Source organism: Streptomyces sp. cmx-18-6 (assembly GCF_046548915.1).
Lineage (GTDB): Bacteria > Actinomycetota > Actinomycetes > Streptomycetales > Streptomycetaceae > Streptomyces.
Genome location: NZ_JAEBEP010000004.1, coordinates 562201 through 576653, shown reverse-complemented (window position 1 = coordinate 576653; position 14453 = coordinate 562201). Strand labels below are relative to the sequence as shown.

Genomic DNA, 14453 nt, shown 5'->3' with positions numbered 1-14453 from the left:
GCCGCTGCGCGGGGCCTCTCCCCTACCCGCCCCTTCCCGCCCCGGGGGCTCCGCCCCCGGACCCCCGCTCCTCAATCGCCGGAGGGGCCTGATTTTTGCCCCTCTCCTCAATCGCCGGAGGGGCTTGATTTCGTCGTGTTCGGGAGGGGGTTGGTGTGCGTCACACGGGCTTTCGGTTACGTCGGCGGGGGGACCGGCCTATCGTCTAGCCATGTTCGCCGCCTACGCAGCCCGTATCGACCCCGACCGGCCCCTCGACGGCCTTGAGCTGGGCGAACGCCCGGCACCCGAGAAGCGTCCCGGGTGGAGCACCGTCACCGTCCGGGCCGCCTCCCTCAACCACCACGACCTCTGGTCCCTGCGGGGCGTGGGCCTCTCGGCGGACCGGCTTCCGATGATCCTCGGGTGTGACGCCGCCGGGATCGACGAGGACGGCAATGAGGTCGTCCTGCACTCCGTGATCGGCCAGTCCGGGCACGGCGTCGGGCCGAAGGAGCCGCGCTCCATCCTCACCGAGCGCTACCAGGGCGCCTTCGCCGAGCAGGTCTCCGTGCCTGCCTGGAACGTGCTGCCCAAGCCGAAGGAGCTCACCTTCGAAGAGGCCGCCTGCCTGCCGACCGCCTGGCTCACCGCGTACCGGATGCTCTTCACCAACGCCGGGGTGCGGCCGGGGGACTCCGTGCTCGTCCAGGGCGCGGGCGGCGGGGTCGCCACCGCCGCGATCGTGCTCGGGAAGGCCGCCGGGCTGCGGGTCTTCGCCACCAGCCGCGACGAGGCCCGGCGCAAGCGGGCCGTGGAGCTCGGCGCGCTGGAGGCGTACGAGCCCGGGGCGCGGCTTCCGCAGCGGGTGGACGCCGTCATCGAGACCGTGGGGGCCGCCACCTGGTCCCACTCCGTGAAGTCGCTGCGGCCCGGCGGCGCCTTGGTGATCTCGGGGGCCACCAGCGGCGACCGGCCCGCGCACGCGGAGCTGACCAGGATCTTCTTCCTGGAGCTGAAGGTCGTCGGCTCCACGATGGGCTCCAAGGACGAGCTGGAGGACCTGCTCGCATTCTGCGCGACCACCGGCGTACGGCCGGTCATCGACGAGGTGCTGCCGCTGGACCGGGCTCGTGAGGGGTTCCAGCGGCTGGCGGACGGCGAGCAGTTCGGAAAGATCGTGCTCCGGCCCACGGAATAGCCCCACCGAATAGCCCCACGGGACAGCCCGACAGAACTCGTCCGTGACCGATACTTGAATAAGTGTCAGCTTTGCTGATGGGATGCCGCCCATGCGAATGGGCAGAGCACTCATAGCAGTTGTCGTCGCGTCCGTGCTCGCGGCGGGGGCCCTCGCCCCCGCCGCCTCGGCGCACCCGGCGTCCACCCCGGCCCCCGCCCCGACCTCGTACGAGCCCTCCATTCCGCCCCTGACCGACGACCGGGGCCGCACCCTCACCCTGCGCGGCTGGAACGTCGAGGACAAGACGAACCGGGGCGAGGCGGCGCTCAGCGCCATCACCGAGCGCCACTTCCGCGACCTCAGGGCGAACGGCTTCAACTTCGCCCGGCTGCTGGTCTTCTGGGACGACCTGGAGCCGAAGCGGGGCCAGTACAGCGAGCGCTACCTCCGGAAGATCGAACGCGTCCTGGGCTGGGCGCACAAGCACCGCGTCCATGTCCTCATCGACGCCCACCAGGACGTCTTCGGGCCCGCGTTCGGCCATCGCGGCATTCCCGCCTGGGCCACCCGGACGGACGGGCTGCCGTTCACCCCGAACCCCGACGACTGGTTCTCCGAGTACTTCGAACCGGCCGTCCAGCGGGCCTTCACCCACCTCTACGAGGACCCCGACCTGCAACGCGCCCAGGCCGCCATGTGGCAGGTCCTGGCGGAACGCTTCCGCGGCCACCCGGCCGTCATCGGCTACGACCTGATCAACGAGCCGATGGGGGAGCTGCGCGAGGGTGAGGACCTGCCGACCGCCGCCCGCCGGATCGAGGCCCAGCACCTCACCCCGATGTACAACCGCCTCGCCCGCGCGATCCGCGCCAAGGACCGGCACACCTGGCTCTTCGTCGAGCCGACCCCCATCGTGGGCGAGGGCGTGCCCACGGGGCTGGGGCGTATCGACGACCGGCGGACCGTGTACGCGCCGCACTTCTACAACACCGCGATGGAGGCGGGCGCGGACTACGACCCCTCGGCCGGCTGGATCGAGGCGTACGAGGCCGCCGTCACCGCCTACCCGGCCCGGCACAAGATGCCCGTGGTCGTGGGCGAGTGGGGGCCGTTGAACAACGCCCTCCCCAACATGGGCCGCTTCTACCGCGAGGCCGTCGCCTCCCTGAACCGCTACGGCTCCGGCTGGGCGGGGTACGTCTGGTGCTACGGCGGCGGCTACTGCGCGGTGGACGAGCGGGGCCGCTTCCGTACGAACAAGGAGCAGACGGCGACCCCGTACGCCCCGGCCGTCGCGGGCACGGTCCGCTCCGACGCGTACGACGCCGCCACCCGCTCCTACCGCCTCGCCTACCGCGCGGCCGCCCGGCCCGACGTCACGGAGCTGTCCCTCCCGCCCTCCCTCCGGGGCTGGCGCGTCTCCGTCACCGGCCCGGCCCGCGTCCTCGGCAGGGCATCGCACGGCGGACGGCTGACCGTCCTGGCGTGGCCCGGTGCGGAGGTGGTGGTGACCGTGCGGGAGGCTGGCCCGTATGGACGAACTGACCGCCCCTGAGGGGTTTCTGCTGCGCCCCTGGCTCCCCGACGACGTCCCCGCCCTGCTCCGCGCCTTCGCCTCGGCCGGGATGAGCCGCCAGACGGACCGGCGCGTCTCCGACCGGGCCGGGGCGCTGGCCTGGATCGCGGACCGTACGCGGGAGAGAGGGGCCCGGACCGGGTACTCCTGGGCCGTCGTGGGGGAGGAGGGCGTGGCGCTCGGCTGTGTGGCCGTCAACGCCGTCAACTACGCCCACGACACGGGCTGGGTCTCCTACTGGACCACCGAGGCGGCGCGCGGCCGGGGCGTCGCCCCCGCCGGAGTGCGGGCGCTGGCGCGGTGGGCGTTCGGGGGGCTCGGGCTGTACCGGCTGGAGCTGGGCCACCGCACCGACAACCCCGCCTCCTGCCGGGTCGCCGTGCGGTCCGGGTTCGCGCCCGAGGGGATCGACCGGGCCAAGCTGCGCTACGGGAGAGTCCGGTACGACGTCGAGCGGCACGCACGCCTGGCGGACGACGATGTCAACTTTGATTGACGAGAAGGTGGTGTCAATGTAGGTTGACGTCATGACCGAAGCAACGGATCTGGCCGCACGCGCCGGTGACCGCGACCCGCGTGTCGGGCTGCGGGCGGTGGCGGCGCTGCGGCGGCTGCTGGAGCAGCTCGAAGCCGTACAGGTGCGAAGTGCCCGCGTCCAGGGCTGGTCGTGGCAGGAGATCGCCGCCGAGCTGGGCGTCAGCCGGCAGGCCGTGCACAAGAAGTACGGGAGGCGCTGATGTTCGAACGGTTCACCCAAGGAGCCCGCGCGACCGTGAAGGGGGCCGTGGCGCAGGCGGAACGCGTCGGGGCCGGATCGGTCACCGAGGAGCACCTCCTGCTCGCCCTGCTGGAACAGGAGGGCGGCCGGGCCTCCTTCGCCGTCGCCGCCCTCGGGCTGGGCGGTCGCCGCGCCTCGCTGGACGCCTCCTTCGCGGAGGCCCGCCGCCGGGGCGGGCTGACCAAGGCCGACGCCGACGCCCTCGCCGGGATCGGGATCGACGTCGGCGCCATCGTGGACCGGGTCGAGGGGGCCCACGGCGAGGGCGCCCTCGCCGCCGACCGGCGCGACCGCCGGTGGTGGTCGGGCCACCGCGCCTTCACCCCGGGGGCGAAGAGCATCCTGGAGAAGTCGCTGCGGGTCGCCCTGGGGCGCGGCGACCGGTTCATCGGTGAGGAGCACCTGCTCCTGGCCCTCACGGCGACCCCCGGAACCGTCGCGGACGTCCTCGCCGAGTACGGGGCCACGTACACGACCGTGCACCGCGCGCTGTACGGGCCCGAGGCCGATGGCCAGGGACACGCCAAGGCGGGGTGAGGGCGCGGGGAGGGGGCGGGGGCCGGGCTCAGGCCGCAGGCGCTCGCCGACGAGGAGGGGGCGGGTGCCCGGCGCTCACGCCGCGGACACCCGCCCCCTCCTCCTTCCGGCCTCAGTTCTTTCCGTCGCCCTCCGTGCCCTCCGCCGTGAGCAGCGCCTCGATCCGCGCCGCCGCCGCGCCCAGATGGCGGCGGGCCTCGTCCAGCTGGTCCCCCGTCACCCCGTGGTCGCGGGCGGTGTCCCGGACGGTGTCGCGGAAGCGGTCCAGGAGGCGGTCCAGGTCGCGCGCCGGGTCGTCCGTGACCGGGACGTCCTTGCCCCAGTCGGGGGCGGGCTCGGGGGCCGGAGCGGTCTCGGGGGCCTCGGGGCCAAAGGGGCCGGTACCGCCGAAGGGGCTCCAGCCGCCCGTGCGGGCGAAGCCGCCGAGCTGACCGGTGATCTCGGCCAGCCCCTCCCGTACGCCGGAGGGCCAGTCGCCCCGGGCGAAGTGCTCCTGCACCTGGCGGGCGGCGCTCTGCATCTGCTCGCGCGCCCTGTCCTGGGCCTCCTTGGCCTGGCGGCGGGCCTGCTGGGCCTCCTCGCGGGCGCGGCGGGACTCTTCCTTCGCCCGGCGGGTCTGCTCCTTCCACTCCTGCTTGGCCCGGCGCAGCTCCTCCTTGGCCGTGCGCCACGCCTCGCTGTCGCCCAGGTCGCCCAGCTTGCGGAAGTCGCCGAAGTCCCCGAAGTCGCCGAAGAGGGTGGAGGGTTCGGCCTTGGCGTCCTGGGAGCCCGTGCCGTTGCGGGACTCGGAGGCCGCCGCCCGCACGTCGCTGCGGAGCCGGCCCGCCGCCCCGCGCACGTCCTCGCGGATCTCGGCGGCCAGCCCGGAGAGGGAGTCGCGGATCTCCACCTCCAGGTCGGCCAGTTCGCCGCTGCGGCCCGCCAGTTCGGCGCGGCCGGCGTCGGTGATGGAGTAGACCTTGCGGCCGCCCTCGGTGGCGTGGGTGACCAGGCCCTCCGCCTCCAGCTTGGCCAGCCGGGGGTAGACGGTGCCCGCCGAGGGGGCGTACAGGCCCTGGAAGCGCTCCTCCAGCAGGCGGATCACCTCGTAGCCGTGGCGCGGGGCCTCGTCCAGGAGCTTGAGCAGATACAGGCGCAGGCGGCCGTGGGCGAATACGGGGGGCATGTCAGAGAACCTTTCCGGTCGGCTCGGCTTCGTATGCGTCGTCCTCGGCGGGGGGCCTGCGCAGCAGGGCGATCGAACCGGACACGGTCGTCGCCTTCAGGGTCCCCGTACCGGCGCCGAGCGTGCCGGTGATCTTCTTCGCGCCCCACTGCCCGCCGACCCGCAGGTTCTCGAAGGCGTTGGTGACGGCGCCGCTCGCGGTGTTCGCCTCGACCCGGGCGTCCGCAGGGTGCGGCAGCCGGATGGCGATCCCCCCGGAGACCGTGGTCAGCCGGATGTCGGTGGGCCGGCCGGACGGGCCGAGGTCCACCACCATGTCGCCGCTGACCGAGTCGGCCCGGACCGAGCTCCCCGCCCCGTCGACCACCGTCAGGTCCCCGGCCACCGAGTGGAAGCGCAGGTCCCCGGTGACGCCCTGGGCCTCCACGCTGCCCGAGACGGAGTCGCCGCGCACCGCGCCGGTCAGCCCGAGGAGGGTGATGTCCCCGCTGATGCCCCGTACGTCGGTACGTCCGGCGATCCCCGAGACCACGGCCCCGGCGCCGACCACGCCGACCTCCACCGAGGCCCCGGCGGGCACGACGAGCGAGACCACCGCGGTGCGCCGCCGCCCCACGGGGTCGAGCCAGCGCAGCAGGTCCTGCCAGGGCAGATCCTCGTACGCCACGGTCAGGCGGCCGTCCTCGTGGGTCACCAGCAGCGGCGGTCCCTCGATCGCGGAGACCTCCAGCCGGGCGCCCGGTTCGTCGGTGCCGACCACGTTGACCGTGCCGCCCGCGATGCGTACCTGGAGCGCGGTCACCGGGTCGTCGAAGGTGAGTTCCTGCGGCTCGGCGACGGCCCGCTTCGACACAGCCATGGATGTGACCTCCCGGAGAGCGTGGCGACGCAACATATCGCGTCTCGTACGGAACACGATATATCGCGGATGGTGGAAGTCAAGGCGATACGTGAGCGCCCCGGGCGGACAAAGGGCGTCAGAGCTGGACGAATTGCCCTAGCGTGTGGCACATGAACGCGACATCCACGGGGGCGCTCCTGCTGTGCCGCGCCGACCCCGAGACCGTACGGCCGCTCGCCCACCTGCTGCGCGAGCAGATGCTGCTGACGCGCGCGGGCGAGGAGTGGAGCGCCCTCGTGCCGGAGGGGAAGCCCTGGCGGGACGCCGGACCGTCCGGCGGCGACCCGGAGCCCGTCGACCGGGTCCTCGGCGGCTGGGCGAGTGCCCTGGCGGTCGGCTCCACCTGGCCGGTGCTCGCCCTGTGGTGGGACGCGGACCGGGCCGGCTACACGCTGGCCGGCGGTTTCCGCCGCCCCGTGGGCTACATCTGGCTGACGGACGGCACCCCGGCGGGCGAGGGCGAGGCGATGCGCACCTTCGCGGCCCGGCTCGGCCTCGACCCCGTACTGGACCTCCAGGCCCTGGACGAGCTGACCCGGCCCGACCCGGAGGCGGACGCCGAGGCCCGGCTCCGCGGCCTGCTCGCGGTCCTGACCCGCACCGGACTCACCCTGCCGGCCGGGCTCGGCCCGGGCGAGAGCGCCGACCGGCTGCGCAGCGTCGCCGCCGTGCAGCGCGGGGCGGAACGCGTGGAGTGGGCGGGCTGGCGCGACGCCGTACGGGTCGAGCTCGACGCGGTGGAGAGCAGCCGCCTCGGCCCCTGGGTGCGCGGCCCGCGCGCCCGCGCCGTCGCCGCCGCCCAGCTCGCGGCGGGGCTCCCGCTGCTGCTGTGGGGCGCGCGCCGCCGCAGCGGGGGCTGGGCGGCGGCGGGGGCGGTGCTCCTGGCGCAGGGCGCGCTGGGACTCGCGTACCACCGGGTCCGGGCGGGCGCGGACGCCTGACCGGCCGCAGAACCGGCGGCCGGGGCGTCGACCACCACTGGAGCCTGTCGTCGAACTGCCGTCTGCCGCGCCACGACAGGCCCTACGCGTCCTCGTCGTCCTCGTCGTCCAGCCGGGCCAGCCAGGTCGCGAGGCGCTCGACGGGCACCTCGAAGTCGGGGTTGAGATCGACGAACGTACGCAACTGCTCGGCGAGCCACTCGAAGGTGACCTCCTCCTCGCCGCGCCGCTTCTCCAGTTCCTCGATGCCACGGTCCGTGAAGTACATGCGCACAGAATATCGAGCCCGGGAACGCCGGGGACCCGGCCCCGCGCCGAGCGCGGAACCGGGTCCCGGTGTCGTACCGCTGTACGCGGTCCTCAGGCTTCGAAGACCTCGTCGACCAGCTGCGTCTGCTCCGCCTGGTGGCGCTTGGCCGAGCCGACCGCCGGGGACGAGCCGTGCGGCCGCGAGATGCGGCGCAGGCGCTCGCCGTGCGGCACGTCCGCGCCCACGGCCAGGTCCAGGTGGTCGATCAGGTTGAGCGCGATGAACGGCCACGCACCCTGGTTGGCCGGCTCCTCCTGGGCCCAGAGGTACTTCTCGGCGTTCGGGTACTTGGCGATCTCGGCCTGGATCTCCGCACCCGGCAGCGGGTACAGGCGCTCCAGCCGGATGATCGCGGTCTCCGTGTCGCCGCGCTTGACCCGCTCGGCGTCCAGGTCGTAGTACAGCTTGCCCGCGCAGAAGACGACCTTGCGGACGTCCTCCGCCTTGACCGACTCGTCGCCGATCACCGGACGGAAGCCGCCGGTGGTGAACTCCTCGATCTTCGAGGCCGCGGCCTTCAGGCGCAGCATCGACTTCGGGGTGAAGACGATGAGCGGCTTGTGGTGCGGGTTGTGCACCTGCCAGCGCAGCAGGTGGAAGTAGTTCGACGGCAGGGTCGGCATCGCGACCGTCATGTTGTCCTGCGCGCACATCTGGAGGAAGCGCTCCGGGCGGGCGGAGGAGTGGTCCGGGCCCTGGCCCTCGTAGCCGTGCGGCAGCAGCAGCGTGACGCCGGAGGTCTGGCCCCACTTCTGCTCGGCCGAGGAGATGAACTCGTCCACGACGGTCTGCGCGCCGTTGACGAAGTCACCGAACTGGGCCTCCCAGATGACCAGCGACTCCGGGCGGGCCAGCGAGTAGCCGTACTCGAAGCCCATCGCCGCGTACTCGCTGAGCAGCGAGTCGTAGACGTTGTAGCGGGCCTGCTCCTCGGTGAGGTACAGCAGCGGGGTGTAGTCCTCGCCGGTGACCTGGTCCACCAGCACCGCGTGGCGCTGGCCGAACGTGCCGCGGCGGGTGTCCTGGCCGGCGAGCCGGACCGGGGTGCCCTCCATCAGCAGCGAACCGATGGCCAGGGTCTCGCCCATGCCCCAGTCGATCGTGCCGTTCTCCACCGAGGCCGCGCGACGCTGCATCTGCGGCATCAGACGGGGGTGGACGGTGATCGACTCGGGGATGTTGACCTGGGACTCGGCGATCCGCTTGACGATCTCCGCCGAGACCGCCGTGTCGACGGCCACCGGGAAGGCGGCCTGCGGCTCCGGGACGTGCGGGGCGGCCGGCTGCGAGGTGGCCTCCCTGACCTCCGCGAAGACCTTCTCCAGCTGACCCTGGAAGTCCTGGAGCGCCTGCTCCGCCTCTTCCAGCGTGATGTCGCCGCGGCCGATGAGGGACTCGGTGTAGAGCTTGCGCACCGAGCGCTTCTTGTCGACCAGCGTGTACATCTGCGGGTTGGTGAACTCCGGGTTGTCGGTCTCGTTGTGACCGCGGCGCCGGTAGCAGATGAGGTCGATCACGACGTCCTTGTTGAACGCCTGCCGGAACTCGAAGGCGAGCCGCGCGACGCGGACCACGGCCTCCGGGTCGTCGCCGTTGACGTGGATGATCGGCGCCTCGATCATGCGCGCCACGTCGGTGGCGTACATCGAGGAGCGCGAGGACTCCGGGGCGGCGGTGAAGCCGACCTGGTTGTTGATCACCACGTGCACGGTGCCGCCGGTGCGGTAGCCGCGCAGCTGCGACATGTTGAGCGTCTCGGCGACGACGCCCTGGCCCGCGAAGGCCGCGTCGCCGTGGAGCGCGATCGGCAGGACCGTGAAGTCCGTGCCGCCCTTGTTGATGATGTCCTGCTTGGCGCGGGCGATGCCCTCCAGGACCGGGTCGACCGCCTCCAGGTGCGAGGGGTTGGCGGCCAGCGAGACCTTGATCTGCTCGCCGTCCAGACCGGTGAAGGTGCCCTCGGCGCCCAGGTGGTACTTGACGTCGCCGGAGCCGTGCATCGAGCGCGGGTCGAGGTTGCCCTCGAACTCGCGGAAGATCTGCGCGTACGACTTGCCGACGATGTTCGCCAGCACGTTCAGCCGGCCGCGGTGGGCCATGCCGATGACGACCTCGTCGAGGCGGGCCTCGGCGGCGGAGTCGATGACCGCGTCGAGCAGCGGGATGACGGACTCGCCGCCCTCCAGCGAGAACCGCTTCTGACCGACGTACTTCGTCTGGAGGAACGTCTCGAACGCCTCGGCCGCGTTCAGCCGGCGCAGGATGCGGAGCTGCTCCTCGCGCTCGGGCTGCTGGGCGCGGGGCCGCTCCACCCGGTCCTGGAGCCACTTGCGCTGCTTCGGGTCCTGGATGTGCATGAACTCGATGCCGGTGGTGCGGCAGTACGACTCGCGCAGCACGCCGAGGATGTCGCGGAGCTTCATCATCGACTGGCCGGCGAACCCGCCGACCGCGAAGTCCCGCTCCAGGTCCCACAGGGTGAGGCCGTGCTCGGTGATGTCGAGGTCGGGGTGCTTGCGCTGGCGGTACTCCAGCGGGTCGGTGTCGGCCATGACGTGGCCGCGCACCCGGTAGGAGTGGATCAGCTCGAAGACCCGCGCGGCCTTCGTCACGTCGTTGTCGTGCGACGCGTCGATGTCCGTGAGCCAGCGCACCGGCTCGTACGGGATGCGCAGGGCCTTGAAGATCTCGTCGTAGAAGTCGTTCTGGCCCAGCAGCAGCTGGCTGAGCACCCGCAGGAACTCGCCGGAGGCCGCGCCCTGGATGACCCGGTGGTCGTAGGTCGACGTGAGCGTCATGACCTTCGAGATGCCGAGCTTGTTCAGGGTGTCCTGGGAGGTGCCCTGGAACTCCGCCGGGTAGTCCATCGCGCCGACGCCCATGATGAGGCCCTGTCCGGGCATCAGGCGGGGCACCGAGTGGACGGTGCCGATCCCGCCGGGGTTGGTCAGCGAGGCGGTGACGCCGGAGAAGTCGTCCATGCCGAGCTTGCCGATGCGGGCGCGCCGGACGATGTCCTCGTACGCCTGCCAGAACTCGAAGAAGTTGAGCGTCTCGGCCTTCTTGATGGCCGCGACGACCAGCTGGCGGTCGCCGTTCGGCTTCACCAGGTCGATGGCGAGACCGAGGTTGACGTGCTCCGGCTTGACCAGGGTCGGCTTGCCGTCCTTCACCGCGAAGGAGTAGTTCATCGACGGCATGGCCTTGAGGGCCTGCACCATCGCGTACCCGATGAGGTGCGTGAAGGAGATCTTCCCGCCGCGGGCGCGCTTGAGGTGGTTGTTGATGACGATGCGGTTGTCGAAGAGCAGCTTCACCGGGACCGCGCGGACGGACGTGGCCGTCGGCAGCTCCAGCGAGGCGTTCATGTTCTTCGCGACGGCGGCCGAGGGGCCGCGCAGCGTCACGTACTCGGGGCCGGCCGGGGCCTCGGCGGGCTCCTGCGCCGTGGCGTCGGCCTTCGCCTTCGCGGGCACGGCCGCGGGCTTCGCCGCCGGCTTCGCGGGGGCGGCAGCCGGTGCGGCCTTCGCCTCGGCGGGCTTCGACCCGGCCGGTGCGGCCTTCGCCTCCGCCGGAGCGGCGGCGGGCTTCGCCGGGGCCTTCGCCTCGGCGGCCGGGGCCGCGGACTGCGCCGGGGTGGTGGCGGCCGGGGCCTCGGTCGCCGCAGCCCCCGAGGCTGCGGCGCCGGGAACGGGCTTGTCCGCCGTGCCGGAGGAACCCGGCTTGTAGTCGGCGAAGAAGTCCCACCAGGCGCGATCGACCGAACTGGGATCCTGGAGGTACTGCTGGTAGATCTCGTCGACGAGCCACTCATTGGCGCCGAAAGCGGCGGCCGGGTTGGTGCCCGGGCTGGCTTGGTCGGTCGAGATGCTCGAGTTACTGGGGGACTGAGACGACACGGCGGCAACCGCCCTCTTCCGCTTCACAAGGTGATGGACAGCGGAAATCAAGGCTACGCCCCCCAAACCGTTCCTTGCAGACCGGGCCGGTGCTTCGTCGTGCACATCACATCGCAACGCGGGTTTCGGCGCAGGAAATGGCGGGAAACAAGCGAGGTTCCACTGCACTTCGGGTACGCAGGACCGTGGATACGGTCATCTGACCGTATCCCCTTGAGATCCCCTACAGGGAGGACACGGAGAACGTGCCCTCCTTGTTCGAACCCTATGTCAACCGCATCGTCAACCGCGCCGCTCGGACAGCCCCGGCAGGGTGACCTGGATACGGCAGCCCCGAGCAGATTCGGCCACGCCGATCCGGCCGCCGTGCAGATCCACCGCCCAGCGGGCGATCGCGAGGCCCAGCCCCGTGCCGCCGTCGCTGCCCGGACCGTGCGGGGAGGGCGCCTGGCCCCGGTTGAACCGCTCGAAGACCCGGTGGCGCTCCGCCTCCGGAATGCCGGGGCCCTCGTCCACGACCTCCAGCTCCAGCGACTCCGGGTACGCCCCGCGCCGCGCCAGGACCGTCACCCGGCCGTGCGGCGGGCTGTGCTTGACCGCGTTGTCGACGAGGTTCGCCACCACCTGGTGCAGGCGCTCCGCGTCCGCGTGCGCGGTCAGCTCCGGCGGCGAGACGTCCAGATGCAGATGGACGTCCGTACGGGAGTGATTGCCCGACCCCGACGACAGACGGCGCTGGGACGCGGCGAGATTGGCTTCTTTCAGTACGCCCGAGAGATACGGCCACACCTCGAAGCGGCGCGCCTTCAGCGCCACCACCCCGTTGTCCAGCCGCGACAGATCGAGCAGCGTCTCCACCAGCCGGCCCAGCCGCTCCGTCTGCTTCAGTGCCGTGCGCATCGTCTCCGGGTCGGCGGCCGACACCCCGTCCACCACGTTCTCCAGCACGGCCCGCAGCGCCGCGATGGGCGTGCGCAGCTCGTGCGAGACATTGGCGACCAGCTCCTTGCGGTGCCGGTCCTCCGCCTCCAGGTCGTCGGCCATGCGGTTGATCGTCTGGGCCAGGTCGCCCAGCTCGTCCCGCCGCCCCGCCCCGCTCACCCGGCGCGTGTAGTCGCCGTGCGAGATCGACCGGGCCACGGCCCGCATCTCGTCCAGCGGCGCGGTCAGGCCGTGCGCCACGAACTGGGTGATCAGCAGCGTCGCGATCACCGAGAACACCGTGATGAACTGGAACTCGGTCCGGGTCCGCAGGGCCACGATCAGCAGCCCCGTCGTGATGAACACCGAGACCACGACGAGCGTGCCCAGCTTGGCCTTGATGGAGAAGGGCCGCATTCCCGACCCTGGCCAGGTCATGGGGCCGGGGTCTCCAGGGCGTAACCGACGCCGTGCACCGTGCGGATCCGCTCCGCGCCGATCTTGCGGCGCAGCGCCTTGATGTGGCTGTCGACCGTACGGGTGCCCGAGGCGTCCGCCCAGTCCCAGACCTCGGCGAGCAACTGCTCCCGGGAGAGCACGGCGCGCGGGGTGTTGGCCAGGCAGACCAGGAGGTCGAACTCGGTCGGCGTGAGGTGGACGTCCTCGGCGCGCACCCGCACCCGGCGCTGCGCGTGGTCGATCTCCAGCTCGCCGAGGCGCAGTATCCCGCTGCGCGGCGTGACGGCGGCCAGCGCGGCCCGCTCCACCCGGCGCAGCAGGACGTGCACCCGGGCGGCCAGCTCCCGCATGGAGAACGGCTTGGTCATGTAGTCGTCCGCGCCGACCCCGAGCCCGACCAGCATGTCGGTCTCGTCGTCGCGCGCGGTGAGCATCAGCACCGGCACCGGGCGCTGTGCCTGCACCCGGCGGCAGACCTCCAGGCCGTCGAAGCCGGGGAGCATGATGTCGAGCACCATCAGATCCGGCTGCCACGCCTCGGCCGCGTCCACGGCCGCCGGGCCGTCCAGCGCGGTCTGCACCAGGAAGCCCTCCGCCCGCAGCCGGGCGGAGATGGCGTCGACGATCGTGGCGTCGTCCTCGACCACCAGCACCCGGCGTTGAGCCCCTGGGGTGGCCGCGACTCCGTTGTGGGTGGTGTGTGTCTGTTCCATCGCCCCGCCCCTGCCCGTTCTCGCGGAGGGCCAACCCCCGCGAGGCACGGTCTTCGCTCGTGGATTTCGTCGGTGATCCCTGTGTGCCGGTCAGCAGCGTAAAGGCAGCGAGGGGCTCCCGGCTACGCAGGGTGTTGTCCCGCCGGTACCAAGTCGGGCCCGGCGGCGCGGCGGATCGCCTCCTTCGCGCCGGGTGGCCCGGTCCACCACGGGCCGCGCATACCGGGAGGGGGTTCAGTCCGTCCGCAGTGCGAGATGGACCACGTCCGGCACACCTCGGGCAACGGCCACTTCTTCGGTCGCAACCCCGCTGAACCCGGCATTCCGCAACGCCTGCTCGAAGGCCGGCGACGGCTGCGCGGACCACACCGCGAGCACCCCGCCCGAGGTCAGCCGGTCGTGGCAGTGCGCGAGTCCGGTGGGGGAGTAGAGGCTCCCGTTGTCCTCCGTGACGGTCCAGTCGGGCCCGTTGTCGATGTCCAGGCACAGGGCGTCGTAACGCTCCGTGGCGGTACGGAGGTGAGCCACCAGGTCCGTGTGCACGACCTCGGTCCGGGGATCGGCCAGCGCCGCCCCCGAGACCCTCTCCAGCGGCCCCCGCCGGTGCCAGTCCACGATCGCCTGCTCCCGCTCCACGACCACGATCCGCCCCCAGCGCTCCTCCTCGGCGGCCCGCACCAGCGAGAAGCCGACGCCGAGCCCGCCGATCAGCACGGAGGGGTCCGTGCGCCCGGCGGGCAGGGCGGCCAGCGCCGCGTCGATCAGCAGCCGCTCCGAGCGCCCGTCCGAGGTGTCCATCAGGAAGCAGCCGTTGGCGATGATCTCGAAGTGCTCCCCGCGCTCCCGCAGCACGACCTCCCCGAAGGGGCCGTCGCGGCGGTCCAGGGTGACGGGGGAGGGTGCGAGGGCGCGGGCGGGGGTGGCCAGGGCGTAGGCGTGGGGCTGGGTGTCGGGCTCCATGGCCCGGATTCTAGGAGGGCGACGGGGCCCGGCCCCGGGTATGTCGATCCTCGCCCCCTCCCTCGACGCCGTCGCGGGGGCGCGGGCGACCGTCGCGACCCCGAGATCCGCGTTCCCCGCCGCCACGCCGT

At 72.4% G+C, this 14453-nt stretch carries 13 protein-coding genes; 6 read left to right on the top strand and 7 right to left on the bottom strand.

Annotated features, from left to right (window positions below):
- The first annotated feature begins 211 nt into the window (after positions 1–211).
- The 5 genes from ACLJPL_RS13215 (at position 212) to ACLJPL_RS13195 (ending at position 4053) form a co-directional block, all read left to right on the top strand.
- On the top strand, positions 212–1180 hold the full coding sequence (locus tag ACLJPL_RS13215) for a zinc-binding dehydrogenase (RefSeq protein WP_411080967.1): 969 nt from the start codon (positions 212–214) through the stop codon (positions 1178–1180).
- A 91-nt stretch (positions 1181–1271) separates the two neighbouring features.
- Positions 1272–2717 carry a cellulase family glycosylhydrolase gene (locus ACLJPL_RS13210; RefSeq protein WP_411080966.1) on the top strand — a complete coding sequence of 482 codons (1446 nt, stop codon included), beginning with the start codon at positions 1272–1274 and terminating at the stop codon, positions 2715–2717.
- Positions 2695–3234 carry a GNAT family N-acetyltransferase gene (locus tag ACLJPL_RS13205; RefSeq protein WP_411080965.1) on the top strand — a complete coding sequence of 180 codons (540 nt, stop codon included), beginning with the start codon at positions 2695–2697 and terminating at the stop codon, positions 3232–3234. Before ACLJPL_RS13210 ends, ACLJPL_RS13205 begins: the two co-directional genes overlap by 23 nt.
- Positions 3235–3265: 31 nt before the next feature.
- Positions 3266–3475, top strand: coding sequence for a sigma factor-like helix-turn-helix DNA-binding protein (locus tag ACLJPL_RS13200; RefSeq protein ID WP_006127526.1), 210 nt, complete (start codon positions 3266–3268; stop codon positions 3473–3475).
- Positions 3475–4053 (top strand): Clp protease N-terminal domain-containing protein, encoded by a 579-nt coding sequence (locus tag ACLJPL_RS13195; protein ID WP_411080964.1) that lies wholly within the window; start codon positions 3475–3477, stop codon positions 4051–4053. Before ACLJPL_RS13200 ends, ACLJPL_RS13195 begins: the two co-directional genes overlap by 1 nt.
- A 112-nt stretch (positions 4054–4165) precedes the next feature.
- On the opposite strand, the gene ACLJPL_RS13190 is transcribed toward ACLJPL_RS13195, so the two are convergent.
- The gene (locus ACLJPL_RS13190; protein WP_411080963.1) at positions 4166–5218 is read right to left on the bottom strand and encodes a helix-turn-helix transcriptional regulator; all 1053 of its coding nucleotides are present in this window, start codon (positions 5216–5218) and stop codon (positions 4166–4168) included.
- Position 5219: 1 nt separating this feature from the next.
- Positions 5220–6077 (bottom strand): DUF4097 family beta strand repeat-containing protein, encoded by an 858-nt coding sequence (locus ACLJPL_RS13185; RefSeq protein WP_411080962.1) that lies wholly within the window; start codon positions 6075–6077, stop codon positions 5220–5222.
- Between the two features lie 152 nt (positions 6078–6229).
- Between ACLJPL_RS13185 and ACLJPL_RS13180 the strand changes: the two genes are divergently transcribed.
- Positions 6230–7060, top strand: coding sequence for a hypothetical protein (locus ACLJPL_RS13180; RefSeq protein WP_411080961.1), 831 nt, complete (start codon positions 6230–6232; stop codon positions 7058–7060).
- 82 nt (positions 7061–7142) lie between these two features.
- On the opposite strand, the gene ACLJPL_RS13175 is transcribed toward ACLJPL_RS13180, so the two are convergent.
- The 5 genes from ACLJPL_RS13175 to ACLJPL_RS13155 all read right to left on the bottom strand — a co-directional run bounded on the left by ACLJPL_RS13175 (position 7143) and on the right by ACLJPL_RS13155 (position 14322).
- Positions 7143–7328 carry a DUF6104 family protein gene (locus ACLJPL_RS13175; RefSeq protein ID WP_003966321.1) on the bottom strand — a complete coding sequence of 62 codons (186 nt, stop codon included), beginning with the start codon at positions 7326–7328 and terminating at the stop codon, positions 7143–7145.
- A gap of 92 nt (positions 7329–7420) precedes the next feature.
- The gene (locus ACLJPL_RS13170; protein WP_411080960.1) at positions 7421–11269 is read right to left on the bottom strand and encodes a multifunctional oxoglutarate decarboxylase/oxoglutarate dehydrogenase thiamine pyrophosphate-binding subunit/dihydrolipoyllysine-residue succinyltransferase subunit; all 3849 of its coding nucleotides are present in this window, start codon (positions 11267–11269) and stop codon (positions 7421–7423) included.
- A 282-nt stretch (positions 11270–11551) separates the two neighbouring features.
- Complete coding sequence (locus ACLJPL_RS13165) at positions 11552–12628, bottom strand: ATP-binding protein (RefSeq protein WP_411080959.1); 1077 nt, start codon at positions 12626–12628, stop codon at positions 11552–11554.
- Complete coding sequence (locus ACLJPL_RS13160) at positions 12625–13362, bottom strand: response regulator transcription factor (RefSeq protein ID WP_030079431.1); 738 nt, start codon at positions 13360–13362, stop codon at positions 12625–12627. Before ACLJPL_RS13160 ends, ACLJPL_RS13165 begins: the two co-directional genes overlap by 4 nt.
- 234 nt (positions 13363–13596) lie before the next feature.
- Positions 13597–14322 carry a spermidine synthase gene (locus tag ACLJPL_RS13155; RefSeq protein ID WP_411080958.1) on the bottom strand — a complete coding sequence of 242 codons (726 nt, stop codon included), beginning with the start codon at positions 14320–14322 and terminating at the stop codon, positions 13597–13599.
- Positions 14323–14453: the final 131 nt, after the last annotated feature.

Bases quoted from the DNA above. Each gene is read 5' to 3' on its own strand.
- ACLJPL_RS13215 (WP_411080967.1), top strand. From the start codon at position 212: ATGTTCGCCGCCTACGCAGCCCGTATCGACCCCGACCGGCCCCTCGAC.
- ACLJPL_RS13210 (WP_411080966.1), top strand. From the start codon at position 1,272: ATGCGAATGGGCAGAGCACTCATAGCAGTTGTCGTCGCGTCCGTGCTC.
- ACLJPL_RS13205 (WP_411080965.1), top strand. From the start codon at position 2,695: ATGGACGAACTGACCGCCCCTGAGGGGTTTCTGCTGCGCCCCTGGCTC.
- ACLJPL_RS13200 (WP_006127526.1), top strand. From the start codon at position 3,266: ATGACCGAAGCAACGGATCTGGCCGCACGCGCCGGTGACCGCGACCCG.
- ACLJPL_RS13195 (WP_411080964.1), top strand. From the start codon at position 3,475: ATGTTCGAACGGTTCACCCAAGGAGCCCGCGCGACCGTGAAGGGGGCC.
- ACLJPL_RS13190 (WP_411080963.1), bottom strand. From the start codon at position 5,218: ATGCCCCCCGTATTCGCCCACGGCCGCCTGCGCCTGTATCTGCTCAAG.
- ACLJPL_RS13185 (WP_411080962.1), bottom strand. From the start codon at position 6,077: ATGGCTGTGTCGAAGCGGGCCGTCGCCGAGCCGCAGGAACTCACCTTC.
- ACLJPL_RS13180 (WP_411080961.1), top strand. From the start codon at position 6,230: ATGAACGCGACATCCACGGGGGCGCTCCTGCTGTGCCGCGCCGACCCC.
- ACLJPL_RS13175 (WP_003966321.1), bottom strand. From the start codon at position 7,328: ATGTACTTCACGGACCGTGGCATCGAGGAACTGGAGAAGCGGCGCGGC.
- ACLJPL_RS13165 (WP_411080959.1), bottom strand. From the start codon at position 12,628: ATGACCTGGCCAGGGTCGGGAATGCGGCCCTTCTCCATCAAGGCCAAG.
- ACLJPL_RS13160 (WP_030079431.1), bottom strand. From the start codon at position 13,362: ATGGAACAGACACACACCACCCACAACGGAGTCGCGGCCACCCCAGGG.
- ACLJPL_RS13155 (WP_411080958.1), bottom strand. From the start codon at position 14,322: ATGGAGCCCGACACCCAGCCCCACGCCTACGCCCTGGCCACCCCCGCC.